This is a genomic window from Streptomyces sp. NPDC051963, assembly GCF_044593495.1.
In the GTDB taxonomy this organism is placed as follows: Bacteria; Actinomycetota; Actinomycetes; order Streptomycetales; family Streptomycetaceae; genus Streptomyces.
On the sequence record NZ_JBIUCC010000002.1, the window covers coordinates 734,720 to 758,278 of the forward strand.

Sequence of the window (23,559 nt, forward strand, 5' to 3'; positions counted from 1 at the left end):
GCCGCATGATCGAGATCCTGAACCCCACCCTGCTGGCCCGGGCGAAAGACACGGGCGCCCTGGTCGCCGAGATCCTTCAGACGCTGAAGAGCCGTAGTGCGATCGGCACGAACCTTCTCGACATCGACCGGTGGGCCAAGGCCATGATCGTCGAGGCCGGCGCGCAGTCCTGCTACGTCGACTACGAACCGTCCTTCGGACGCGGCCCGTTCGGCCACTACATCTGCACCGCCGTCAACGACGCCGTGCTCCACGGGCGGCCCCACGACCACACGCTTGCCGACGGCGACCTGCTGACCCTCGACCTCGCCGTCTCCAGGGGCGGAGTCGCCGCGGACGCCGCCATCAGCTTCATCGTGGGCGGCGCGCAGCCCCCGGAGAGCGTCGCGATGATCAGTGCCACCGAACGCGCCCTGGCCGCGGGGATCGCCGCCGCCGGGCCCGGAGCCCGCATCGGCGACATCTCCCACGCCATCGGCACGGTCCTCAGTGAGGCGGGGTACCCGATCAACACCGAGTTTGGCGGGCATGGCATCGGATCGACGATGCACCAGGACCCGCACGTTGCGAACACCGGACGACCCGGCCGCGGATACAAACTGCGCCCCGGTCTGCTGCTGGCACTGGAGCCGTGGGTCATGGCGGACACCGCTGACATCGTCACCGACACCGACGGGTGGACCCTCCGAAGCGCGACCGGCTGCCGGACGGCACACAGCGAGCACACGATCGCCATCACCGACGACGGAGCCGAGATCCTCACGCTGCCGAAGAGGGCACAGCCGTGAGGTCGGAGTCCTCGTGCCGACCACTCCGCCCGTCGACGAGTTCACGCACGATGTCGAGGTGGCCGTTGTGTTCAGGTCGTGCTCGGACACCAGGCGACGGTAGCGGGCGCTCTGCTCCTCGTACTCGGCGAGAAGCCGGGGCAACGGGATGTCGACCGCTGTCCGCATCTCAGGATCGGGATCATCGTCGGTCGCCTCGGTGAGCGGACCCGCGAGTTCCTCGCCCAGAAACATCACTTGGAACCAGCGGTACTCGACCCAGCGCAGATGACTGATCAGCCCGCACAACGTCATCAGCGGCGAAGTTGCGCACGCTCGTCCCACGTGGGAGGCGTGTCGGTTCGTTGAGTCATCGCGAGGAGTTTCCCGTCCCTCGGAACGGGTGTCGCCCCAATTGATCGGAAGAACCGTCACGTACCACAGCACCGGCTGCGCTCGGGGGAGAGCCCGGCAGGACTGACGAACTGTGGGCCGACGGATCCACGACCGCCGGCCCCCTCAGCTGCTTCACCGGGCATACCCCTCTGACCTGCGCCTACAGCACCGGCAGAGACTTCCGCAGCTCGAACGCCGTCACCTCGGAGCGGTACTCCTCCCACTCCTGGCGCTTGTTGCGGATGAAGAAGTCGAAGACGTGCTCGCCCAGCGTCTCGGCGACCAGGTCGCTGCGCTCCATCAGGGACAGGGCCTCGCCGAGGTTCTGCGGCAGCGGCTCGATGCCCATCGCGCGGCGCTCGGCGTCGGAGAGGGCCCAGACGTCGTCCTCGGCGCCCGGCGGGAGTTCGTAGCCCTCCTCGATGCCCTTGAGGCCGGCGGCGAGCAGGACGGCGTACGCCAGGTAGGGGTTCGCGCCGGTGTCGAGCGAGCGGACCTCGACCCGCGCCGAGCCCGTCTTGCCGGGCTTGTACATCGGGACGCGGACCAGGGCCGAGCGGTTGTTGTGACCCCAGCAGATGTAGGAGGGGGCCTCGCCGCCGGCGCCGGCGGTGCGCTCGGAACCGCCCCAGATGCGCTTGTACGAGTTCACCCACTGGTTGGTCACCGCGGCGATCTCCGCGGCGTGCTTGAGCAGGCCCGCGATGAAGGAGCGGCCGACCTTGGAGAGCTGGTACTCGGAGCCGGACTCGTAGAACGCGTTGCGGTCGCCCTCGAAGAGGGAGAGGTGGGTGTGCATGCCCGAGCCGGGGTGCTCGGAGAACGGCTTCGGCATGAAGGTCGCCTGGACCCCCTGCTCCAGCGCCACCTGCTTCATGACCAGGCGGAACGTCATGATGTTGTCGGCCGTGGAGAGCGCGTCCGCGTAGCGCAGGTCGATCTCCTGCTGGCCCGGGGCGCCCTCGTGGTGCGAGAACTCGACCGAGATGCCCATCGACTCCAGCATCGTGATCGCCTGCCGGCGGAAGTCCTGGCCGACGTGGGTGGGCGTGTGGTCGAAGTAGCCCGAGTTGTCGGCGGGGGTCGGCCGCGAGCCGTCCAGCGGCTTGTCCTTCAGCAGGAAGAACTCGATCTCCGGGTGCGTGTAGAACGTGAAGCCCAGGTCGGAGGTCTTGGACAGGGCGCGCTTGAGGACATACCTCGGGTCGGCGAAGGACGGGGAGCCGTCCGGCATGAGGATGTCGCAGAACATTCGGGCCGTACCCGGGGCCTCGGCGCGCCACGGCAGGACCTGGAAGGTCGACGGGTCCGGCTTTGCGATCATGTCGGACTCGTACACCCGGGCGAAGCCCTCGATCGCGGAGCCGTCGAACCCGATGCCCTCGTCGAAGGCCTGCTCCAGCTCGGCCGGGGCCACCGCGACGGACTTGAGGAAGCCCAGCACGTCCGTGAACCACAGGCGTACGAAACGGATGTCGCGCTCCTCCAATGTACGGAGCACGAACTCCTGCTGCTTGTCCATCTTCCGCTTCCCCATCCTTGCTGGTCAGGCCGCCTGTCCTCTGCACCGTGGGAGGCGGTCGGGCACCTGAGCATCACACCACAACACCATTTCATGCGCGTTGCCGACCATGATCGCCCCGCCGACCTCGGCGTGAACGCCTCCGAACCGGGAGGTGTACTGCTCAGTGCCCATACTGCCTGCTCGCACCGACATCCGTAATGGCCGACCCCGAAGGTCGCTCATGGCCGACCCCGAAGAGGGGTTGCTATCCGGTCTTTCCTGTGACCTCTCTACGAGAGGTCACCCCTCCCCCATTACGATCAGCTGACCCGACCGTCCCTTTCCGTAGAAGGACACACCCCATGGGCTCCGCCAAGAAGAGCAACTCCGCTGAGCGCAAGGCACGAATAGAGGAGATGCGGCGCGCCGAGCGTGCCCGCGAGCGCCGCAATCGCATCCTCACCATCGTGGCCAGCGCGGTGATCGTCGCCGGTCTCGTCGTCGGCGGAGTCGTGCTCGTGCAGTCGCAGTCCGACGACGACGGCGCGGCGGCGAGCGACTCCAGCACCGGGAAGTTCGTCACGGGCGCGGACGGCGTGAAGACCTGGGACGGCAAGCTGACCCAGACCCACGTCACCAAGACCGTGAAGTACCCGGTGGAGCCCCCGGTCGGCGGCGACCACAACCAGGTGTGGATGAACTGCAACGGCGACGTCTACACCGACGAGATCAACAACATGAACGCCGTGCACTCGCTGGAGCACGGCGCGGTCTGGGTGACGTACACCAGCAAGGCGGCCAAGAAGGACGTGGACGCGCTGGCGGCGAAGGTGAAGCAGACGCCGTACTCCCTGATGAGCCCGGACGAGAAGCAGAAGGACCCGATCATGCTCACGGCATGGGGCCATCAGCGCACGGTGACGAGCGCGGACGACCCGAACGTCGCCAAGTTCTTCGAGAAGTACGTCCAGGGTGAGCAGACGCCCGAGCCGGGCGCCGCCTGCACGGGTGGGCTGGCGAAGTGAAAAGGGCGCAGGCCGGCTGGATCGCGGGGACCGCGGCTGCGGTGCTGGTCGCCGCGGGCGCGATCACCTATGCGGTCGCCGGGGACGGCAACTCCGGTGTCGAGCCGCCGGCCGCCGACTCCGCGGACGCGGGGTTCGCGCGGGACATGGCCGTACATCATCAGCAGGCCGTGGAGATGTCGTACATCGTGCGCGACCGCACCGACGACACGGAGGTACGGCGGCTCGCGTACGACATCGCGCAGACGCAGGCCAACCAGCGCGGCATGCTGCTGGGCTGGCTGACCCTGTGGGCGTTGCCGAAGGTGTCGGCGGACGCGCCGATGACCTGGATGGACATGGGCGGCATGGCCTCCGGCGAGGACGGTGCGCTGATGCCGGGCATGGCGACCAACTCCGAGCTGGAGAAGCTGGGGAAGCTCAACGGCAAGCAGGCCGAGATCTTCTATCTCCAGTTGATGACGGACCATCACAAGGGCGGTATCCACATGGCCGAGGGGTGTGTGGAGCGCTGCTCGGTCGGGGTGGAGAAGGATCTCGCGCAGGGCATGGTCAACGCGCAGGAGTCGGAGATCCAGCTGATGGCGGATCTGCTCAAGGAGCGGGGCGCGAAGGCGCGTTGATCTACTGAGAGACCTCCTGAGAGACCTCCTGAGAGAGCTCCTGAGGGAGCTCCAGAGAGATCTCCCCAGTGGGGACGTATGCCTCAAATCCCCTGTGTATACGGTTCCTTGGGGGCTTCTTGGGTTACCCATTCCCCCCGGATTTCCCTGACATGAACGGTTCATCGCGAGAGTGGCCACCGTCGAGTGATCACTCGCGACGAACCGCATCCAGGGGGTTCCATGAGATCCAACCGCGCCAAGGCGCGCGCCGTGGCGGGCATGGCGGCGACACTGCCGATGCTCGTCGGGGCGCTGGCCTTCGGCATACCCGCGGCGCACGCCGCGGACAACCCGGGCCGGGACCTGCTCGCGGGCACCAAGCCCGCGTGGGCCACGACCAAGGCCGACCAGGGGGCCGCGTCGGACAGTTCCACGGTCTCCGCCCGGGTCTATCTCGCCGGCCGGGACGCCACCGGTCTGGCCGCGTACGCCAAGGCCGTGTCGGACCCGGACTCGGCCTCGTACGGCAAGTACCTGAGCGCCGATCGGGCGCAGGCCCGCTTCGGTGCGACCGCGGCCCAGGTCGCCGCCGTCAAGGCGTGGCTGAAGTCCGCGGGGCTCGCGGTCACCGGTGTCACGCAGCACTACGTCTCCGTGACCGGTGACGTGGCCGCCGCCGAGAAGGCGTTCGGCACCCAGCTGCACAAGTACACCAAGGGCGCGAAGACCTACCGCGCGCCCGCGAAGGCCGCGTCCGCGCCGGACAGCCTCAACGGCGCCGTCCTGACCGTCACCGGCCTGGACAACGCCCCGCACCGGGCGAGCCACGACGACCAGTTGCCCGGGCCGTCCACCGTGTTCAAGAACGCGGGGCCGTTCTCCTCGTACTACGGCTCCAAGGTCGCGACCACGCTGCCGGACGCGTACGGCACGAAGATCCCGTACGCCGTCAAGGGCTACACGGGCAAGCAGCTGCGCGCCGCGTACGGCGCGGGCAAGCACACGGGCAAGGGGGTGCGGGTCGCCATCACCGACGCGTACGCCTCGCCGACGATCGCCTACGACGCGGCCACCTACGCGGCGAAGCACGGCGACGCCGCCTGGAAGACCGGCCAGTTGAGCCAGGTGCTGCCCAAGAACTACACGCACACCGGCGCCGACGAGTGCGACGCCGCCGGCTGGTACGGCGAGGAGACCCTCGACGTCGAGGCCGTGCACGCGGTGGCGCCGGACGCGCACGTCACGTACGTGGGTGGCGCGTCCTGCATGGACGACGATCTGCTCGACTCGCTCAGCACGATCGTCGACAACCACCTGGCCGACATCGTCTCCAACTCCTGGGGCGACATCGAGGCCAACCAGACGCCGGATCTCGCGGCCGCCTACGACCAGGTGTTCCAGTTCGGCGCGGTCGAGGGCATCGGCTTCTACTTCTCCTCCGGCGACAGCGGCGACGAGGTCGCCCACACCGGTACGAAGCAGGTCGACACCCCGGCCAACTCGGCGTGGGTGACGGCTGTCGGCGGTACGTCGCTGGCGGTCGGCAAGGGCGACAAGTACCAGTGGGAGACCGGCTGGGGCACCCAGAAGGCGCTGCTGTCGGACGACGGCAAGAGCTGGGTCGACTTCCCGGGCGCGTACACCTCGGGCGCGGGCGGCGGCACCAGCAGGACGGTCGCCGAGCCCTTCTACCAGAAGGGTGTCGTCCCGAACGCGCTCGCCCGGGCCAACAGCGCCTCCGGCAACCGCGTCGTCCCGGACATCTCGGCCATCGCCGACCCGAACACCGGGTTCCTCGTCGGTCAGACGCAGACCTTCCCCGACGGCTCGCCGCAGTACGGCGAGTACCGGATCGGCGGCACCTCGCTCGCCGCGCCGGTGATCGCGGCGGTGCAGGCGCTGGCACAGGAGGCGCGCGGCGGGAAGGCGATCGGTTTCGCCAACCCGGCCATCTACGCCCGGTACGGCTCGAAGACGTACCACGACGTCACCGACGACCCCACGGGCTCCGGACTCGCCGTGGCCCGCGTCGACTTCGTCAACGGCTATGACGCGAGCGGTGGCCTGGCCACGTCCGTGCGCACCCTCGGCGACGACAGCTCGCTGAAGGCGGTCAAGGGGTACGACGACGTGACGGGCGTGGGTTCGCCCGCGCGGGGATACGTGGAGTCGTACTGACGCCGAGGTGATCGGCCCAGGTGATGCCGTACGCCCGCTCCCGGTTCCCGGGGGCGGGCGTACCCGTATACCCGGTGGGGGTAAGGTGCCTCGTATGACCGGGACGAGGAGAGGGACGTACGGGCGGCTGCTGCTGTTCGCCGTGCTGCTCCTCGGGGTCGTGACGATGCACACGGTGGGGCATCCGACGGAGCACTCCGTGGTCCACTCGCCGGCCGCCATGCACCAGACCCCCATGCCTCAGACGGATTCGGCGCACGACGAGACGCCTCCCATGAGCGGCATGGATCCGGCGTCCGTGTGTCTGGCGGTGCTGGGCGCCTTCGCGTTCGTATGGCTGCTGTCGGCGGCCCTCGGTGGGGGCCTTCGGTCGGCCGTCCGCCCGGTCGTGCCGGTCCGGCTGCTGTACGCCCTCCGGCCGAACCCGCCCCCGCCCCGTCTTCTCCTCGCCCACCTGTCGGTGCTGCGCATCTAGGCCTGCGCACCGGCTGCTTCGGGCTGCTCGCGCGTAGGTGGGAACCTCCGCGCCGTGAGCGGTGTACCAGAAGCAGCAGATGCGTCCAGGCCAACCACCAGCACCACAGGACGAGGTGTCAATCAGTCATGCGTATGCACACGCGCCGCTCCGTACTCGGCGCATCGATCGCCGTCGCCGGGACGGGCCTCCTGGCCGCCTGCTCAGGATCAGGATCAGATTCAGCGTCGGGTCATTCGGGACACGGCGGGGGTGAAGCCCCCGAGGGCTATGTCGACCCGGCCGGCAAGGAAGTCGCCGCCGCCGAGAAGAAGCGCGGCTCCGGGGGCAGCGTCCGCGAGCTGCGGCTCACCGCCGCCCCGACCCCGCTCGACCTCGGCGACCGTACGGTCACGTCCTGGGCGTACGGCGGAGAGCTCCCCGGCAAGGAGGTGCGCGTCACCGCCGGCGACACCCTCGCGCTCACCCTGGCGAACCACCTCCCGGCCGCCACGTCCCTGCACTGGCACGGCCTCGCCCTGCGCAATGACATGGACGGCGTTCCCGGCCTCACGCAGCGCGCGATCAAACCGGGCGCGGACTTCACCTACCGCTTCGCGGTGCCGCACGCGGGCACGTACTGGTTCCATCCCCACTCCGGCACCCAGCAGGACCGCGGCCTGTATGCCCCACTGATCGTCGAGGACCCCAAGGAACCCCTGTCGTACGACACGGAGTGGGTGGTCGTCCTGGACGACTGGGTCGACGGAGTGGACGGATCGACGCCGGACGCCGTGTTCAAGGAGCTGAGCGGCGGTATGGGCGACATGGACGGCACAGGCGACATGGACGGCATGGAGGACTCGGGCCAGGGCATGGAGCACTCGGGGCACGGCATGGACGGCATGGACGACAAGGCAGCGGGTTCCCCGTCCCCATCCCCTTCCCCGTCCGGTCCCTCCCGCATGCTCATGGGCGCCGAGAGCGACCTGCTGGGCGGTGACGCGGGCGACGTCGCGTATCCGTACTACCTGGTCAACGGGCGTACGGCCGCGGCGCCTTCGGTCTTCCGCGCCCGCCCCGGGGACCGGATCAGGATCCGGTTCATCAACGCCGGCGGGGACACCGCCTTCCGCGTCGCCCTCGGCGGCCACGAGATGACGGTGACGCACACGGACGGCTTCCCGGTCCGGCCGGCACGCACGGACGCGCTGCTGCTCGGCATGGGCGAGCGGTACGACGTGCTGGTGACCGCCGGGGACGGCGTCTTCCCCCTGACGGCGCTGGCGGAGGGCAAGGGCCAGTCCGCGCGGGCACTGCTGCGGACCGCGGGAGGTACGGCGCCCGCTGCCTCCGCCCGCCCGAAGGAGCTGGACGGGAAGCTGCTGACCGCGGACCGGCTGCGGGCGGACGATTCCGTGGCGCTCCCGCAGAAGGAGCCGGACCGGACTCTGCGGCTCCGGCTCACGGGCGGTATGGCGAAGTACGACTGGGCTTTCGACAAGAAGCCGTACAGCGCCAAGCAGCGCCACCCCGTGCAGGCCGGTGAGCGGGTTCGGCTGGAGTTCTCGAACTCGACGACGATGTGGCACCCGATCCATCTGCACGGCCACACCTTCTCGCTGGCCAATGTGGAGGGCGGCCCACGCAAGGACACGGCGGTCGTCCTGCCGAACGGCACGCTCACCGTCGACTTCGACGCCGACAATCCAGGGCTGTGGATGATCCACTGCCACAACGTCTATCACTCGGAGGCAGGGATGATGACCGTCCTGGGCTATCGCAGCCGATGAGGCCGTAGGGGCCGGCGTGGGGTGCCCCACACCCCACGCCACCCCATCGCGTCGCTCTGACGATTACACTGGTCGCGTGCCTCAACTTCGCCTCGCTCTGAACCAGATCGACTCACGCGTCGGTGACCTCGCCGGGAACACCGAGACGATCGTCCGCTGGACCCGGCACTCCGCCGAGCAGGGAGCGCATCTGGTGGCGTTCCCGGAGATGGTGCTGACCGGCTATCCCGTCGAGGACCTGGCCCTGCGGTCGTCCTTCGTCGAGGCCTCCCGCGCCGCCCTGCGGGGCCTGGCCGCGCGCCTCGCCGACGAGGGCTTCGGGGAGCTGCCGGTGATCGTCGGCTATCTCGACCGTACGGAGGCCGCCCAGCCGAAGTTCGGCCAGCCGGCCGGCGCCCCGCGGAATGCGGGGGCGGTGCTGCACCGCGGCGAGGTCGTGCTGACCTACGCCAAGCACCATCTCCCCAACTACGGCGTCTTCGACGAGTTCCGCTATTTCGTGCCCGGCGACACGATGCCGGTCGTGCGGGTGCACGGAGTGGATGTGGCCCTCGCCATCTGCGAGGACCTCTGGCAGGACGGCGGCCGGGTGCCGGCGGCGCGTTCGGCCGAGGCGGGCCTCCTGCTCTCGATCAACGCCTCCCCGTACGAGCGCGACAAGGACGACACCCGCCTGGAGCTGGTCCGCAAGCGGGCCCAGGAGGCGGGCTGCACGACGGCGTACCTGGCCATGATGGGCGGGCAGGACGAGCTGGTCTTCGACGGCGACTCGATCGTCGTCGACCGCGACGGCGAGGTGGTCGCGCGGGCGCCGCAGTTCGCGGAGGGCTGTGTGGTCCTGGACCTGGACCTGCCTGCCGCGTCGCGGAACGCGCCCACCGGCACCGTGGACGACGGTCTGCGCATCGATCGGCTGGTGCTGTCCGAGGAGCCCCTCGCCCCGTACGAGCCGGAGCTCTCCGGCGGCTACGCGGACCGGCTCGACGACGAGGAGGAGGTGTACTCCGCGCTGGTGGTGGGCCTGCGGGCCTACGTCGCCAAGAACGGCTTCAGGTCCGTCCTGATCGGCCTGTCCGGCGGCATCGACTCGGCGCTGGTGGCGGCGATCGCATGCGACGCGCTGGGCGCGGAGAACGTGTACGGCGTCTCGATGCCGTCCAAGTACTCGTCCGACCACTCCAAGGGCGACGCGGCCGAGCTGGCCCGGCGGACGGGGCTGAACTTCCGTACCGTGCCGATCGAGCCGATGTTCGACGCCTACATGGGGTCGCTGGGTCTGTCGGGCCTGGCCGAGGAGAACCTCCAGTCCCGGCTGCGCGGCACCATGCTGATGGCGATCTCCAACCAGGAGGGCCACATCGTGCTGGCGCCCGGCAACAAGTCGGAGCTGGCGGTGGGGTATTCGACGCTGTACGGCGACTCGGTGGGCGCGTACGGCCCCATCAAGGACGTCTACAAGACGTCGATCTTCCGTCTCGCCGAGTGGCGCAACCGTGCGGCGGGCGAGCGGGGCCAGACCCCGCCGATCCCCGAGAACTCGATCACCAAGCCGCCGAGCGCGGAGCTGCGGCCCGGTCAGGTCGACACCGACTCCCTGCCGGACTACCCCGTACTGGACGCGATCCTCGAGCGCTACGTCGACCGCGACGAGGGCGCCGACACGATCGTCGCGGCCGGTTTCGACCCCGCGCTGGTCACCAGGACGCTCCGCATGGTCGACACCGCCGAGTACAAGCGGCGGCAGTACCCGCCGGGCACGAAGATCTCCCCGAAGGGCTTCGGGAAGGACCGGCGGCTGCCGATCACGAACGGGTGGCGCGAGACGGCGTAGCCGGGCCGGACGTAGACGTGCCGAAGGTCGGCGTCAGCTCGGCGTGAGCCGGGCGACGTACTCGGCGAAGAGCTCGACGCCGACCTTCGCGCCGTTCGTCCAGGCGACCGGCACAACGGTGAGGCCCTCCCGATCCGCGCGAGCGATTCTCGACTGGGCCGCGGCATAGTCTGCCGCGGACGTTACTCAGTGTGAGGGAGGAGTGGCAATGAAGCTCCGATCGCTCAAGATCCTTCTCGTGGCAGCACTGGCCGCACCGTTCACGGCAACCATGTCGACACCGGCGCAGGCAGCCATCGAGGACTGCCCGCCGCTCAATGCGTTCTGCGTGTGGGAGAACCAGGATTTCACCGGCCCCATGCACCGGCTCCAGGACGACGGATGCCATTCCGCGTCCGAATACGGACTTGCCGCCATCGGTTCGGCGAGAGCCGGACTTGGCGTCATGCGCTTGTTCGTCTACTCGGGCGAGAACTGCACAGGCGAGGAAACCCACGTCCGCCCTGAGGGAGCCGTACTCGACCCACCGGCAAAGAGCCTCATGTGGTGGTCGATATGACCGGCAGCCCCGCGCCCCTGGACGGGCGCGGAAACTGCTCGCCTGTTTTTTAGCGTGCTTATCGTGCCGCCAGTTCGGCCAGCAGCTCGTGCAGCGGCTTCGTCGCCCGCTGGCGGTACTCCTGGATCGACCAGCCGTTGCCGTCCGGGTCCTTGAAGTACATGAACGTCGCGCCGTCGTCGGGGGAGTACTGGATCGGCTCGGAGACCTCCAGCCCTCGTTCGACCAGCTCGGCGTGTGCCGCCTTGATGTCGGCCACGCAGAGCTGGAGGCCCTGGTAGGAGCCGGGTGCGGGCTTGGTCTCGCTCTGGATCAGCTCCCAGACGCTGTCGCCGAGGGCGATCGAACAGCCGGAGCCCGGCGGGGTGAGCTGGACGATGCGCATGCCGGGCATGACTTCCTGGTCGATGTCGACATGGAAGCCGACCTTGTCGCGGTAGAAGTCGCGGGCGCGGTCGATGTCGGTCACGGGCAGAGGGATCACTTCGAGCGTGAAGTCCACGGCTACGCCTCCTGGTCTCCGCCGAACCGCCAGCGGGTCTGGCTGAACGGCTCCCCCTTACCGAAGCCGAAAACTGTGACCGGCGCCACCGAAAAGACATAGGCGTGACCCGCGCCGTGATGGAAGCAGTCGTTCCGCACTTCGTAGTGCCAGAAGGGGCCGTACTTCGCCTCCCAGAGCGCCGCCAGTTCGCGCAGCTCCGCCTCGTCCGTCACGCGCCGGGCCACGCCCTCGACCACGAGGTCGTACCCCTTGTCCCAGGTGTTCGTGCCCGTCGTCAGGACGACGTGCGGGTTCTCGGCCAGGTTGCGGGCCTTGCGCTCCTCGGGGCCGGTGCAGAAGTGCAGGGCTTCGTGCACCCAGACCGTGGGCAGCGGGGTGACGTGCGGGCGCCCGTCGGGTCGTACGGTCGAGATCCAGGACAGCTCGGCCTCGGCGAGCCGCTTCTCGGCCTCCGGCCAGGGGGTCGCGGTCGCCGTTTCCTCGCTGTAGCGGGTGTCGAGCCGGGTCTGCGGGTTGTTGTCGGTCATGAGCTGCCTCCAGCCGCCGGATGTCCCTTCGACAGGGCAGACTGCGCACGCCCCCCGAAGTCATCGGAAGCCATCGGCTCACGGGGCTTGCGCAGTCATCGGCTCACAGGGTTTCCGCCTCCGGGAACACCCGGGCGACGGCTGCCGTACGGCTGGAGACGCCGAGGCGGGCGAAGGCGTTTTCCAGGTGCTTGCGGACGGTGCTGGGCGAGACGACGAGCTGTTCGGCGATCTGCGGGGTGGTGAGGCCGAGGGCCACGCAGCGCAGGACGTCCAGTTCCCGGTGGGTCAGCCGTACGGAGGGGCGAGTGCGGCGGGCGGCGTCCTGGTAGATCCCGTACAGGTGCGGGGCCATCAGCCGGAGCGTGGTCATCTCGTGGTCGGTGAACGGTTTGCCCTCCTCGCGCAGGAACTGGAAGACGCGGGTGCGGTTCGGCGCGGTGGGCAGGGCGACGGCCGCGATGACCTTGAAGGGACGCAGATGCTCGGTGTAGATCGGCAGGTTCATCAGCTCGCGCAGTGACATGTAGTCGGTCAGCTGTGTGGCCTCGGGCGCACTGTGCGGCCCGGCGACCCACAGGCACTGAAGATGCTGGTGCCGCCATCGCCAGTAGCCGTCCAGCGTGCCGTCCTCGCCGCCGATGTTCGACCAGTTGTCGTACGGCGTCTCCTGCTCGTTGACATGGATCCGGGTCGGGACGTCCAGTTCGGAGAAGCACGCGCAGTCGCAGGGGACCAGGCGCTGCATGCCGAGCAGCAGGGACTTCGGCGGCACCGCGTCGGAGGGGTCCTCGCGGGCCTCTTCCAGGACGTCCGCCATACGCCGCAGATGGACCTCGGCCGTCGTACGCGCTGCTGCCATGGCGGCCTCCCGGGGCCGGTTCTCGCCTTCTGCGAAGGTACGCCCCGTGCGGGCCCGGGGCGCCCGGGATTCGTCAAATGACGAATGGGCTACGGCCGTTGCGGGGTGCACCGTCGACACAGGCGGCCGGACCGGCTGCCGGGAGAGACGGAGGCAGCCCATGCGTACCCACCTTCGACCCGCGGCCCTGGTCGCGGGCGCCGTCCCGCTGGTCGCCGCCCTGCTGGTCACCGGGTGCGACGCGCCGTCCACCGCGACCGCCTCGGTGCCGGACGAGGCCTTCTCCGGGGCCGGGTTCACACTCGGCCCCCGGGGCGGCATCGAACTCTCCGGCGCCTCCCGCGAGGCGGTCACGCCGGCCGGGTCCTACCCCGTCACCGCGGGCCGCGCCCACACCTTCGCCCGTCCCGACGACAAGCTCCTCGTCGTCCTGCGCCACTGGCCGCAGGAGCGTGCCGCACGCGGCGCCGCACACCGGATGCCACCCCTGGACGAGCCCGCCGTCGAGACCGCATTCCTCGTCGACACCGCGAACTGGGCACTGGCCGAACTGGACGGGCACCCGCTCCAATGGCTGCGCCGCGCCACGATCCGCGTCGACACCACCAGCGCCACCGTCGGCGACCTCACCCACCTCACCCTGTCCGGACCGAACGGGGGTCGGCCCGGACAGCCGGTGAAGCCACCGAACGACCCCGCATGTGCGGGACTCGACCCCTCGGTGAACCGACGCGTCGTCCTACCCGACGTCAAGCCCGGCACCGCCGTCACACAGGTCCTGACGCACCTGCGCAGGCAGTGCCTGAACATCCAGTACGCCTCCCGACCCGACAGCGGCGCACGACCGGGCACCGTCCACAGCATCGTGGTTCCGGTCGCCGGGCAGTCGGCCCCGGTGACGGTCGTGCCGGCGTCGGCGCCAGGCCCGGGGGCAGGCGACTCGGTGCTCGCCGAGCCGTCCCGTCCGGTCACGGTGGTGGTGGCTCGGTGAGGCACCCTGGCGCCTGTACCGGGTCCCGGCCCGGTGGCGGGTGGTCCGGCACCGCGCTCAACGTCGTGGCACCGGTCGCAGGGCGGTCGGCCCCGGTGGCCGTCGTGCCGGGGCGCGGGGCCGGTGACTCGGTGCTCGCCGAGCCGTCCCGTCCGGTCACGGTGGTGGCTCGGTGAGGCACCCTGGCGCCTGTACCGGGTCCCGGCCCGGTGGCGGGTGGTCCGGCAAGGTGCTCAGCGTCGTGGCACCGGTCACCCGGTGGCCGCTCCAGCCGTCGTCGTGTCGGGCGAGAGCCGGGGGCATGGTGCTCGCTGATCTGACATGTCCGGTCACGGGTGGCGGTGGCCGGGTGAGGCACCCTGGCGCTTGCTCCGCTTCCCGGCCCGGCGGCGGATGGTCGGGCCTGGTGGTCTTGTGCCGGGGTCCGGGGTCCGGGGTCCGGGGCGCGGGGCCGGTGACTCGGTGCTCGCCGTGCCGACCCGTCCGGTCACCCTGGTGGTGGCCGGGTGAGGCACCCCGGCGCTTGCTCTCGCTCCCGGCTCGGTGGGCGGGGGTCGGGGCCCGTGCCCCGTCTCGTCGCGCTCGTTGCGTCGCCCCCTCACGTCACGGTGGTGGCCCGGTGAATCACCCCGGCGCTTCCCCCGGCTTCTCCGGTTAGGCTCAAGGCCGTAGGACCTTGATCCGACAGGAGGCCGGGGATGACGGCGCCGGGGCGCAGGAGCAGTACCTTCACGCGGCTGCTGCGGCACGGTTTCACCGATCCTTCGGCCGCCGAGCGGCTGCTCGACAGCGTGGAGCTCGCGCCCATGCGCAGTGATCCGGTGCTGTTGGAGGCGCTGGGTGCGACCGCCGACCCGGATCTCGCGCTGCACGGGCTGGTGCGGCTGCTGGAGGTGCAGCCCGGCCCGCTGGCGCAGCGCGAGCTGCTCGACACGGTGATAGCGGCGAAGCCGCTGCGTGACCGGCTGCTCGGTGTGCTCGGGGCTTCGGCCGCGCTTGCCGACCATCTGGCCCGGCATCCCCGCGACTGGCAGGCGCTGGCCATGTACGAGCCGCGCGACCTCCACCCCGGCGTGGAGGAGTTCGAGCGCGGTCTCGCCGAGGCCACCGACCCCGTCGCCCTGCGCGTCGTCTACCGGCGCTGTCTGCTGTCCATCGCCGCCCGTGACGTGTGCGGCACCACCGATCTCGCCGAGACCGCCGCCGAACTCGCCGACCTGGCCACCGCGACCCTGCGCGCCGCTCTCGCCATCGCCCGAGCCGCCGCGCCCGACGACGCCGCGCTGTGCCGGCTCGCCGTGATCGCGATGGGCAAGTGCGGCGGACACGAGCTGAACTACGTGTCCGACGTCGATGTGATCTTCGTGGGCGAAGCCGTCGACGGCGCGGACGAGACCAAGGCGCTGCGCTCCGCCACCAAGCTCGCCTCGCACATGATGCGGATCTGCTCCGAGACCACCGTCGAGGGATCGATCTGGCCCGTGGACGCCAATCTGCGGCCCGAGGGCAGAAACGGTCCGCTGGTGCGCTCGCTCAGCAGCCACCTCGCCTACTACCAGCGCTGGGCGAAGACCTGGGAGTTCCAGGCGCTGCTCAAGGCCCGCCCGGTGGCCGGCGACATCCAGCTCGGCGAGGAGTACGTCGCCGCCCTCGAACCCCTCGTCTGGAAGGCCGCCGAACGCGAGAACTTCGTCGCCGACGTCCAGAAGATGCGCCGCCGGGTCATCGAGAACATCCCGGCCGCCGAGGTCGAACGGGAACTGAAGCTCGGTCCCGGCGGCCTCAGAGACGTCGAATTCGCCGTGCAGCTGCTCCAGTTGGTGCACGGACGCGCCGACGCCTCCCTCCGCAGCGGCACCACCCTGGACGCCCTGCAAGCCCTCGCCGCCGGCGGTTACGTCGGTCGCGCCGACGCCGTCCAGCTCGACAGCGCGTACCGCTTCCTGCGCTCCATGGAGCACCGCATCCAGCTCTACCGGCTGCGCCGCACCCACCTCGTCCCCGAGGACGAGGCCGACCGGCGCCGCATCGGCCGTTCACTGGGCCTGCGCACCGACCCGGTGGCCGAGCTGAACCGTGAGTGGAAACGGCACACTAGTGTCGTACGACGGCTGCACGAGAAGCTCTTCTACCGGCCGCTGCTCGACGCCGCCGCCCAACTCGCCCCCGGCGAAGCCCGGTTGAGCGCCGAGGCGGCCCGCGAACGCATGGTCGCCCTCGGCTACGCCGACCCCGCCGCCGCCCTGCGCCACCTGGAGGCGCTGGCCTCGGGCGTCACCCGCAAGGCCGCGATCCAGCGCACCCTGCTGCCGGTGCTGCTCGGCTGGTTCGCGGACTCCGCCGACCCGGACGCGGGACTGCTCAACTTCCGCAAGGTGTCGGACGCGTTGGGCAAGACGCCCTGGTATCTGCGGCTGCTGCGCGACGAGGGCGCGGCGGCGGAGAACCTCGCCCGCGTCCTGTCGGCCGGCCGTCTCGCCCCCGACCTCCTCATGCGCGCGCCGGAAGCCGTGGCGCTGCTCGGTGACGGAGACGGTACCGGCGGCGGCCTCGCCCCTCGCTCCCACGCCCATCTGAACCAGGAGATCCTCGCCGCCGTCGGTCGCGCCGACGGTGCCGTCCAGGCGGTCACAGCCGCCCGCGGCGTCCGCCGCCGCGAGCTGTTCCGTACGGCGGCCGCCGACATCGTCGGCTCCTACGGCACCGAGACCCAGCCCGTCGAGGCCGACCAGGGCGCCCTGGTCGACCGCGTCGGCGGTGCGATCTCCGACCTGACGGCCGCGACCCTGGCCGGCACCCTGCGTGCGGTCGTCCGCGACAACTGGGGCGACGAGCTGCCCACCCGGTTCACGATCATCGGCATGGGCCGCTTCGGGGGGCACGAACTCGGCTACGGTTCCGACGCGGACGTCCTGTTCGTGCACGAGCCCCGCGACGGAGTCGACGAGCGCGAGGCCGCGGACGCCGCGAACAAGGTCGTCTCCGAGATGCGCCGCCTGCTCCAGATCCCGAGCGCCGACCCGCCGCTGCTGATCGACGCGGACCTGCGACCGGAGGGCAAGTCGGGGCCGCTCGTCAGGACGCTGAAGTCGTACGAGGCCTACTACCGCCGCTGGTCCCTGGTCTGGGAGTCGCAGGCACTGCTGCGGGCCGAGGTCGTGGCCGGTGACGAGGACCTGGGCCGCCGCTTCATCGAGCTGATCGATCCGCTGAGGTATCCGGCGGAGGGACTCGGCGACGACGCCGTCCGCGAGATCCGGCGCCTGAAGGCCCGTATGGAGTCCGAGCGGATGCCGCGCGGCGTCGACCCCAAGCTGCACACCAAGCTCGGGCCCGGCGGGCTCTCCGACGTCGAGTGGACCGTCCAGCTCTTCCAGCTGCACCAGGGCTGGGCCGAGCCGGGCCTGCGCACCACCCGCACCCGCGAGGCCCTCGCCGCCGCCTGCGCCGCCGAGCTCATCTCCGGCGAGGACGCGGCGACCCTGGACGAGGCATGGGTACTGGCGACACGGGTGCGGAACGCCGTGATGCTGGTCCGCGGGCGGGCCGGCGACACCTTCCCGTCCCACGGGCGTGAACTGGCCGCGGTGGGGCGGTACTTGGGGTACGGCCCCGGTCACGTGGGCGACATGCTCGACGCGTACCGGCGTACGGCGCGGCGGGCGCGGGGTGTGGTGGAGGAGCTGTTCTACGGGGCGTGAGCCCACCGGGTCCGGCGAACGGGCGCCCCTACACCTTCCCCGGCAACAGCGCCCCGCCGGTCCCCTGCACGGGCACCAGCTTCGGCAGCGCGTACGGCAGCGTTCCGTACCAGACCCGCGCCACTGCGTAGCCGAAGGCGAGGCACATCAGGCCGCCGACGGCGTCCAGCCAGAAGTGGTTGGCGGTGGCGACGATCACCACCAGCGTGGCCACCGGGTAGAGCAGACCGAGGACACGGACCCACGGGACGGAGGCGAGCGCGAAGATCGTCAGGCCGCACCACACCGACCAGCCGATGTGCATCGACGGCATCGCGGCGTACTGGTTGGACATGTTCTTCAGGTCGCCGGAGGCCATCGAACCCCAGGTCTGGTGGACCATCACCGTGTCGATGAAGCTCTGTCCGTTCATGAGGCGCGGCGGGGCGAGCGGATACAGGTAGTAACCGACGAGGGCCACACCCGTCGTCGCGAAGAGCACCAGCCGGGTCGCCGCATAGCGGCCGGGATGACTGCGGAACAGCCACACGAGGACACCCAGAGTGACCACGAAGTGCAGTGTCGCGTAGTAGTAGTTCATGCCGACGATGAGCCAAGACACCGAGTTCACGGCGTGGTTGACCGACTCCTCGACGGCGATCCCGAGATGGTGCTCGAGCCGCCAGAGCCAGTCGGCGTTGCGCAGGGCCTGTCCCCTCTGTTCCGGGACGGCGTTGCGGATCAGTGAGTACGTCCAGTAACTCACCGCAATCAAAAGGATCTCGAACCACAACCGGGGCCGACGCGGAGCGCGCAGTCGACCCAGCAGACCGGGCCTGGTCTCGACCGTGACAGGCTGCGGAAGGGCCGCCTCGCGGCCTTCCCCGGTGGTCGTCACGGTCGTCTCACCCATAGGCACAGAGTCTGCCAGAAAAGCCTTCCCCCACCGATCATCCCCCGGTCGGGTTCGGGGCGCACGTTCTACGACGACCGTATGCCCGCAATCTCCTACCAGCGCACTGCTGGGGAGAGGGGTTCTCCGCCTCAGGGACGATTCCGGTCCCCGGTCCGCTCACCAGGCGCCGAAGCCGTGGAACCGCGTACCACCAGCTCCGGCATGAACACGAATTCACTGTGCGGCGCGGGCGTCCCGCCGATCTCCTCCAGCAACGTCCGCACCGCCGCCTGTCCCATCGCCGGAACCGGCTTGCGGACCGTCGTCAGGGGCGGGTCGGTGAAGGCGATCAGCGGGGAGTCGTCGAAGCCCACCACCGAGATGTCCCGGGGGACTTCCAGACCGTGCTGCCGTGCCGCGCGTATCGCGCCCAGCGCCATCATGTCGCTGGCGCACACCACCGCCGTACAGCTGCGGCCGATCAGTGAGGTGGCCGCCGCCTGGCCGCCCTCCAGCGTGTAGAGGGAGTGCTGGACCAGTTCCGACTCGACCGTGTCCGCGGCCAGCCCGAGCTGGTCCTGCATGGTGCGGACGAAGCCCTCGATCTTCCGCTGGACCGGCACGAAACGCTTCGGGCCGAGCGCGAGGCCGATCCGGGTGTGGCCCAGCGACACCAGATGCGTGACCGCCAGCGTCATCGCCGCGCGGTCGTCCGGCGAGATGAACGGCGCCTGCACCTTGGGGGAGAAGCCGTCCACCAGCACGAACGGCACTCCCTGCGCACGCAGCTGTTCGTAGCGCTGCATATCGGCGGAGGTGTCCGCGTGCAGTCCGGAGACGAAGATGATCCCGGCGACGCCCCGGTCGACGAGCATCTCCGTCAGCTCGTCCTCCGTCGAACCGCCCGGGGTCTGGGTGGCCAGCACCGGAGTGTAGCCCTGCCGCGTCAGGGCCTGGCCGATCACCTGCGCCAGCGCAGGGAATATCGGGTTCTCCAACTCCGGCGTGATCAGGCCCACCAGGCCCTCGCTGCGCTGCCGCAGCCGCACGGGACGCTCATAGCCGAGCACATCCAGTGCGGCCAGCACGGACTGGCGGGTGGTGGCGGCGACGCCCGGCTTGCCGTTGAGGACGCGGCTGACGGTCGCTTCGCTCACCCCCGCCTGAGCAGCGATGTCGGCAAGCCGTGTGGTCACGGGAGTGGACTGTACCGGCCGCCCCGCGCCTTGCACACCAATCCGGCGTCGTGGGCGACCTGTTGGCCGGCCCGGCCCGGGCTGCTGGGTCATCGCGCTCCCTCGTGAAAGTGATGGCAAGAGCTTGCAGAGTCTTGCACAGGCTGCCCCAACCGCTCTACGACCGTAAACAAGCGTCTCACGACGGTCGCCGTCCGGTCACGCCCGGATAACTTCGGTGATCGCTTGCACTTTTTTGCAGCAAGGTCTTTCGCCACGCTTGCAACCTTGTTACGTTCACGTCGCCCGGCGGCGGCAACGGCGCAGTCGGCAAGTCGACAGGAACGGCGGACGGGACCGCTTCCTGTGAGCACACGGGCTTACACCCTCAAGGAGAACTCATGCGGCGTGGCATAGCGGCCACCGCGCTGGTGGCGTCCCTCGCCCTCGCGGCGACGGCCTGCGGCGGAGACGGCGACAGCGGCGACAAGGCCGACGGCCCGGTCACCATCACCTGGTGGGACACCTCCAACGCCACCAATGAGGCACCGACGTACCAGGCCTTGGTCAAGCAGTTCGAGGCCGCCAACAAGGACATCAAGGTCAACTACGTCAACGTGCCCTTCGACCAGGCGCAGAACAAGTTCGACACCGCCGCCGGCGCCTCGGGCGCCCCGGACGTGCTGCGCTCCGAGGTCGGCTGGACGCCCGCCTTCGCCAAGAAGGGCTTCTTCCTTCCGCTGGACGGCACCGAGGCCCTCGCCGACGAGAGCAAGTTCCAGCCCAGCCTGATCGAGCAGGCCAAGTACGAGGGCAAGACGTACGGCGTGCCGATCGTCACCGACACCCTCGCGCTCGTCTACAACAAGGACCTCTTCGAGAAGGCCGGCGTCGAGGCCCCCAAGACCTGGGACGACCTGAAGACGGCCGCCGCCACGATCAAGGACAAGACCGGCGTCGACGGCTACTGGGGCTCCACCGCGGGCTACTACGCCCAGCCGTTCCTCTACGGCGAGGGCACCGACACCGTCGACGCCGACGCCAAGAAGATCACCGTCAACTCGGCCGAGGCCAAGAAGGGGTACGGCACCTGGCTCGGCCTCTTCGACGGCAAGGGCCTGCACAAGGCCGACACCACCGCCGACGCGTACGCCCACATCCAGGACGCGTTCGTCAACGGCAAGGTCGCCGCGATCGTCCAGGGCCCGTGGGAGATCACCAACTTCTACAAGGGCTCCGCGTTCAAGGACAAGCAGAACCTCGGCATCACCACCGTCCCGGCCGGCTCCAGCGGCGAGGCGGGTGCCCCGACCGGCGGCCACAACCTCTCCGTGTACGCCGGCTCCGACGAGGCGCACCAGAAGGCCGCGCTGAAGCTCATCAACTTCATGACCTCGGCGAAGTCCCAAGAGACCATCGCCCTGAAGAACTCCACGCTGCCCACGCGTGACGACGCCTACACCGCCGAGGTCAAGGCCGATCCGGGCATCGCCGGCTACCAGGGCGTCCTCTCCGCCGCCCAGCCGCGCCCCGCGCTGCCCGAGTACAGCTCCCTCTGGGTCCCGCTGGACGGCGAGCTGCCCAAGATCGCCGGCGGCAAGGAGTCCCTGGACAAGGGTCTGGGCAACGCCGAGACCGCGATCGCCAAGCTGGTCCCGGACTTCGGCAAGTGACCCGAATGGCCGCCGGATCCCCCTGAAATGGGGGGAGGGATCCGGCGGCCATCGGCCTGTGCGTCGTAACCCTCGAGCTTCCAGAAAGTGCCGAACATGACAGTCGCCGTCCAGCGCCTGAAGCACAGCTACCAGAAGTACTGGTACGCGTACGCGATGATCGCCCCCGTGGTCATCGTGCTCGGCGTCCTCGTGCTGTATCCGCTCGCGTACGGTTTCTACCTGACGCTCACGGACGCCAACAGCCTCAACACCGGTCGTACGATCGGCGTCAACGAGATCGAGGCCACCTACAAGTTCATCGGTTTCGACAACTACGCCGACATCCTGTGGGGCGAGACCTCCTACGACCGCTTCTGGTCGCACTTCATCTGGACGGTCTTCTGGACGGCGGCCTGTGTCGCCCTGCACTACTGCGTCGGTCTGGGCCTGGCGCTGCTGCTCAACCAGAAGCTGCGCGGCCGCACCTTCTACCGGCTGATCCTGGTCCTGCCGTGGGCCGTGCCCACCTTCGTCACCGTCTTCGGCTGGCGGTTCATGCTCGCGGACGGCGGCATCATCAACTCCGCCCTGGAGACCCTGCACCTGCCGACGCCGCTGTGGCTGGAGGACACCTTCTGGCAGCGGTTCGCCGCGATCATGGTCAACACCTGGTGCGGTGTGCCGTTCATGATGGTCTCGCTGCTCGGCGGCCTCCAGTCCATCGACTCCACGCTGTACGAGGCCGCGGAGATGGACGGCGCCACCCCCTGGCAGCGGTTCCGCTACGTCACCCTGCCCGGCCTGAGGTCCGTCAGCTCCACCGTCGTACTCCTCGGCATCATCTGGACCTTCAACCAGTTCGCCATCATCTTCCTGCTGTTCGGCGACACCGCCCCGGACGCCCAGATCCTGGTCACCTGGGCTTATTACCTCGGCTTCGGACAGCAGCCGCGCGACTTCGCGCAGTCGGCGGCCTACGGCATGCTGCTGCTGGCCATCCTGATCGTCTTCACCTCCTTCTACCGCCGCTGGCTGAACCGCAATGACCAGCAGCTCGCGATCTGAGGCGGGAGCCCCCATGAGCACTACGACCGTCAAGACGTCCGCTCCGGCGGGCCGGCCCCCCTCGTCCGACGCACCCCGCAAGGCGCGCCGGCGCGGAGAGCGCGGCCCCGGCGCGTCCCTCGTATCGCACGGCCTGCTGATCGTCGCGAGCCTGATCGCGCTCTTCCCGATCGCCTGGCTGGTCTTCCTCTCCCTCGGCCCGGACAAGGACGACTACCTCCACCCCGGCGGGATCTGGGGGAAGATGACGTTCGACAACTACTCGTTCGTCCTGTCGGACACGAACTTCTTCGACTGGCTGAAGAGTTCGCTCATCGTCTCGCTGGGTGCCACGGTGATCGGTGTGCTGGTCGCCGCCACCACCGGATACGCGGTCTCCCGGATGCGCTTCCCGGGCTACCGGAAGTTCATGTGGGTGCTCCTGGTCACCCAGATGTTCCCGGTAGCCGTACTCATGGTGCCGATGTACCAGATCCTGTCGGAGCTGAAGCTCATCGACAGCTACGGTGGCCTCGTCCTCGTCTACTGCTCGACCGCGGTGCCGTACTGCGCCTGGCTGCTCAAGGGCTACTTCGACACCATCCCGTTCGAGATCGACGAGGCCGGACGCGTCGACGGGCTGAGTCCCTTCGGCACGTTCGCGCGGCTGATCCTGCCGCTCGCCAGGCCGGGACTGGCCGTGGCCGCGTTCTACAGCTTCATCACCGCGTTCGGCGAGGTCGCCTTCGCCTCGACGTTCATGCTGTCCGACACGAAGTACACCCTTGCGGTCGGGTTGCAGAGCTTCGTCAGTGAGCATGACGCGCAGCGGAACCTGATGGCTGCGACGGCCGTGCTGATCGCGATACCTGCGGCTGCGTTCTTCTATCTCGTGCAGAAGAACTTGGTGACCGGGCTTACTGCCGGTGGCACTAAGGGGTGAGACGGGTGATCTTTCGGCTGCGGCTCCGTTGTGGCTGGTCGCGCAGTTCCCCGCGCCCCTAAAAGAAGGGCGTTGCCCTTCCGTTCCTGAATACCCGAGGCGGCCGCTGTGGCCATCCGACCCCGCTGTCATCGCGGCCGCCTCGTCAATACCCCACATCCTCGTATCAA

The 23,559-nt window shown here is 69.4% G+C and carries 18 protein-coding genes and 2 pseudogenes; 13 read left to right on the forward strand and 7 right to left on the reverse strand.

Annotated elements, in window-relative coordinates:
• The first annotated feature begins 5 nt into the window (after nt 1-5).
• Complete coding sequence (gene map, locus ACIHFB_RS09750; RefSeq protein WP_400126243.1) at nt 6-788, forward strand: type I methionyl aminopeptidase; 783 nt, start codon at nt 6-8, stop codon at nt 786-788.
• Here map and ACIHFB_RS09755 read toward each other — a convergent pair.
• A pseudogene (locus ACIHFB_RS09755) lies at nt 760-1,141 on the reverse strand (DUF664 domain-containing protein). The gene map and the pseudogene ACIHFB_RS09755 sit on opposite strands and share 29 nt — an antisense overlap.
• Before the next feature lie 182 nt (nt 1,142-1,323).
• Nucleotides 1,324-2,685, reverse strand: coding sequence for a glutamine synthetase family protein (locus ACIHFB_RS09760; protein WP_365277025.1), 1,362 nt, complete (start codon nt 2,683-2,685; stop codon nt 1,324-1,326).
• A gap of 344 nt (nt 2,686-3,029) precedes the next feature.
• On the opposite strand from ACIHFB_RS09760, the gene ACIHFB_RS09765 reads away from it, so the two are divergent.
• The 7 genes from ACIHFB_RS09765 to ACIHFB_RS09795 all read left to right on the forward strand — a co-directional run bounded on the left by ACIHFB_RS09765 (nt 3,030) and on the right by ACIHFB_RS09795 (nt 11,112).
• Nucleotides 3,030-3,692 (forward strand): DUF3105 domain-containing protein, encoded by a 663-nt coding sequence (locus ACIHFB_RS09765; protein ID WP_365277028.1) that lies wholly within the window; start codon nt 3,030-3,032, stop codon nt 3,690-3,692.
• Nucleotides 3,689-4,315, forward strand: coding sequence for a DUF305 domain-containing protein (locus tag ACIHFB_RS09770; RefSeq protein WP_365277031.1), 627 nt, complete (start codon nt 3,689-3,691; stop codon nt 4,313-4,315). Before ACIHFB_RS09765 ends, ACIHFB_RS09770 begins: the two co-directional genes overlap by 4 nt.
• A gap of 222 nt (nt 4,316-4,537) precedes the next feature.
• Entirely contained in the window at nt 4,538-6,475 is a 1,938-nt protein-coding gene (locus ACIHFB_RS09775; protein WP_400126246.1) for a protease pro-enzyme activation domain-containing protein, read from the forward strand.
• A 94-nt stretch (nt 6,476-6,569) separates the two neighbouring features.
• The gene (locus tag ACIHFB_RS09780) at nt 6,570-6,950 is read left to right on the forward strand and encodes a DUF6153 family protein (protein WP_400126247.1); all 381 of its coding nucleotides are present in this window, start codon (nt 6,570-6,572) and stop codon (nt 6,948-6,950) included.
• A 128-nt stretch (nt 6,951-7,078) separates the two neighbouring features.
• On the forward strand, nt 7,079-8,722 hold the full coding sequence (locus ACIHFB_RS09785) for a multicopper oxidase family protein (RefSeq protein ID WP_400126249.1): 1,644 nt from the start codon (nt 7,079-7,081) through the stop codon (nt 8,720-8,722).
• A 76-nt stretch (nt 8,723-8,798) separates the two neighbouring features.
• Nucleotides 8,799-10,553, forward strand: a complete 1,755-nt coding sequence (locus ACIHFB_RS09790; RefSeq protein WP_365277041.1) for an NAD+ synthase — start codon at nt 8,799-8,801, stop codon at nt 10,551-10,553.
• A gap of 208 nt (nt 10,554-10,761) precedes the next feature.
• A complete protein-coding gene (locus ACIHFB_RS09795) occupies nt 10,762-11,112 on the forward strand; it encodes a peptidase inhibitor family I36 protein (protein WP_365277044.1) in 351 nt (116 codons plus the stop codon).
• Between the two features lie 58 nt (nt 11,113-11,170).
• Here ACIHFB_RS09795 and ACIHFB_RS09800 read toward each other — a convergent pair whose 3' ends face one another.
• The 3 genes from ACIHFB_RS09800 to ACIHFB_RS09810 form a co-directional block, all read right to left on the reverse strand.
• The gene (locus ACIHFB_RS09800; RefSeq protein WP_365277046.1) at nt 11,171-11,614 is read right to left on the reverse strand and encodes a VOC family protein; all 444 of its coding nucleotides are present in this window, start codon (nt 11,612-11,614) and stop codon (nt 11,171-11,173) included.
• Between the two features lie 2 nt (nt 11,615-11,616).
• Nucleotides 11,617-12,144 carry a pyridoxamine 5'-phosphate oxidase family protein gene (locus ACIHFB_RS09805; RefSeq protein ID WP_400126252.1) on the reverse strand — a complete coding sequence of 176 codons (528 nt, stop codon included), beginning with the start codon at nt 12,142-12,144 and terminating at the stop codon, nt 11,617-11,619.
• A gap of 103 nt (nt 12,145-12,247) precedes the next feature.
• On the reverse strand, nt 12,248-13,006 hold the full coding sequence (locus ACIHFB_RS09810; protein WP_365277051.1) for a helix-turn-helix transcriptional regulator: 759 nt from the start codon (nt 13,004-13,006) through the stop codon (nt 12,248-12,250).
• A gap of 160 nt (nt 13,007-13,166) precedes the next feature.
• On the opposite strand from ACIHFB_RS09810, the gene ACIHFB_RS09815 reads away from it, so the two are divergent.
• Together ACIHFB_RS09815 and ACIHFB_RS09820 are read left to right on the forward strand one after the other, a co-directional pair.
• Nucleotides 13,167-13,997, forward strand: a complete 831-nt coding sequence (locus ACIHFB_RS09815) for a hypothetical protein (RefSeq protein ID WP_400126254.1) — start codon at nt 13,167-13,169, stop codon at nt 13,995-13,997.
• A 698-nt stretch (nt 13,998-14,695) separates the two neighbouring features.
• Nucleotides 14,696-17,698 carry a bifunctional [glutamine synthetase] adenylyltransferase/[glutamine synthetase]-adenylyl-L-tyrosine phosphorylase gene (locus tag ACIHFB_RS09820; RefSeq protein ID WP_400126256.1) on the forward strand — a complete coding sequence of 1,001 codons (3,003 nt, stop codon included), beginning with the start codon at nt 14,696-14,698 and terminating at the stop codon, nt 17,696-17,698.
• Between the two features lie 28 nt (nt 17,699-17,726).
• On the opposite strand, the gene ACIHFB_RS09825 is transcribed toward ACIHFB_RS09820, so the two are convergent.
• Both ACIHFB_RS09825 and ACIHFB_RS09830 read right to left on the reverse strand, forming a co-directional pair.
• Complete coding sequence (locus tag ACIHFB_RS09825; RefSeq protein WP_365277060.1) at nt 17,727-18,590, reverse strand: phosphatase PAP2 family protein; 864 nt, start codon at nt 18,588-18,590, stop codon at nt 17,727-17,729.
• Between the two features lie 131 nt (nt 18,591-18,721).
• Nucleotides 18,722-19,768, reverse strand: coding sequence for a LacI family DNA-binding transcriptional regulator (locus tag ACIHFB_RS09830; RefSeq protein WP_365277062.1), 1,047 nt, complete (start codon nt 19,766-19,768; stop codon nt 18,722-18,724).
• A 380-nt stretch (nt 19,769-20,148) separates the two neighbouring features.
• Here ACIHFB_RS09830 and ACIHFB_RS09835 point away from each other — a divergent pair, with 380 nt between their 5' ends.
• The 3 genes and pseudogenes from ACIHFB_RS09835 to ACIHFB_RS09845 all read left to right on the forward strand — a co-directional run bounded on the left by ACIHFB_RS09835 (nt 20,149) and on the right by ACIHFB_RS09845 (nt 23,389).
• Nucleotides 20,149-21,420 (forward strand): extracellular solute-binding protein, encoded by a 1,272-nt coding sequence (locus ACIHFB_RS09835; protein ID WP_365277065.1) that lies wholly within the window; start codon nt 20,149-20,151, stop codon nt 21,418-21,420.
• A 114-nt stretch (nt 21,421-21,534) separates the two neighbouring features.
• Nucleotides 21,535-22,467 (forward strand): annotated as a pseudogene (locus tag ACIHFB_RS09840) (carbohydrate ABC transporter permease); the annotation flags it as partial.
• 13 nt (nt 22,468-22,480) lie between these two features.
• Nucleotides 22,481-23,389 (forward strand): ABC transporter permease subunit, encoded by a 909-nt coding sequence (locus ACIHFB_RS09845; protein WP_365277067.1) that lies wholly within the window; start codon nt 22,481-22,483, stop codon nt 23,387-23,389.
• Nucleotides 23,390-23,559 lie beyond the last annotated feature (170 nt).

Excerpts from the sequence above, each read along its gene's own strand:
- map (WP_400126243.1), top strand. The coding sequence starts at position 6 with ATGATCGAGATCCTGAACCCCACCCTGCTGGCCCGGGCGAAAGACACG.
- ACIHFB_RS09760 (WP_365277025.1), bottom strand. The coding sequence starts at position 2,685 with ATGGACAAGCAGCAGGAGTTCGTGCTCCGTACATTGGAGGAGCGCGAC.
- ACIHFB_RS09765 (WP_365277028.1), top strand. The coding sequence starts at position 3,030 with ATGGGCTCCGCCAAGAAGAGCAACTCCGCTGAGCGCAAGGCACGAATA.
- ACIHFB_RS09775 (WP_400126246.1), top strand. The coding sequence starts at position 4,538 with ATGAGATCCAACCGCGCCAAGGCGCGCGCCGTGGCGGGCATGGCGGCG.
- ACIHFB_RS09780 (WP_400126247.1), top strand. The coding sequence starts at position 6,570 with ATGACCGGGACGAGGAGAGGGACGTACGGGCGGCTGCTGCTGTTCGCC.
- ACIHFB_RS09785 (WP_400126249.1), top strand. The coding sequence starts at position 7,079 with ATGCGTATGCACACGCGCCGCTCCGTACTCGGCGCATCGATCGCCGTC.
- ACIHFB_RS09795 (WP_365277044.1), top strand. The coding sequence starts at position 10,762 with ATGAAGCTCCGATCGCTCAAGATCCTTCTCGTGGCAGCACTGGCCGCA.
- ACIHFB_RS09805 (WP_400126252.1), bottom strand. The coding sequence starts at position 12,144 with ATGACCGACAACAACCCGCAGACCCGGCTCGACACCCGCTACAGCGAG.
- ACIHFB_RS09810 (WP_365277051.1), bottom strand. The coding sequence starts at position 13,006 with ATGGCAGCAGCGCGTACGACGGCCGAGGTCCATCTGCGGCGTATGGCG.
- ACIHFB_RS09815 (WP_400126254.1), top strand. The coding sequence starts at position 13,167 with ATGCGTACCCACCTTCGACCCGCGGCCCTGGTCGCGGGCGCCGTCCCG.
- ACIHFB_RS09820 (WP_400126256.1), top strand. The coding sequence starts at position 14,696 with ATGACGGCGCCGGGGCGCAGGAGCAGTACCTTCACGCGGCTGCTGCGG.
- ACIHFB_RS09825 (WP_365277060.1), bottom strand. The coding sequence starts at position 18,590 with ATGGGTGAGACGACCGTGACGACCACCGGGGAAGGCCGCGAGGCGGCC.
- ACIHFB_RS09835 (WP_365277065.1), top strand. The coding sequence starts at position 20,149 with ATGCGGCGTGGCATAGCGGCCACCGCGCTGGTGGCGTCCCTCGCCCTC.
- ACIHFB_RS09845 (WP_365277067.1), top strand. The coding sequence starts at position 22,481 with ATGAGCACTACGACCGTCAAGACGTCCGCTCCGGCGGGCCGGCCCCCC.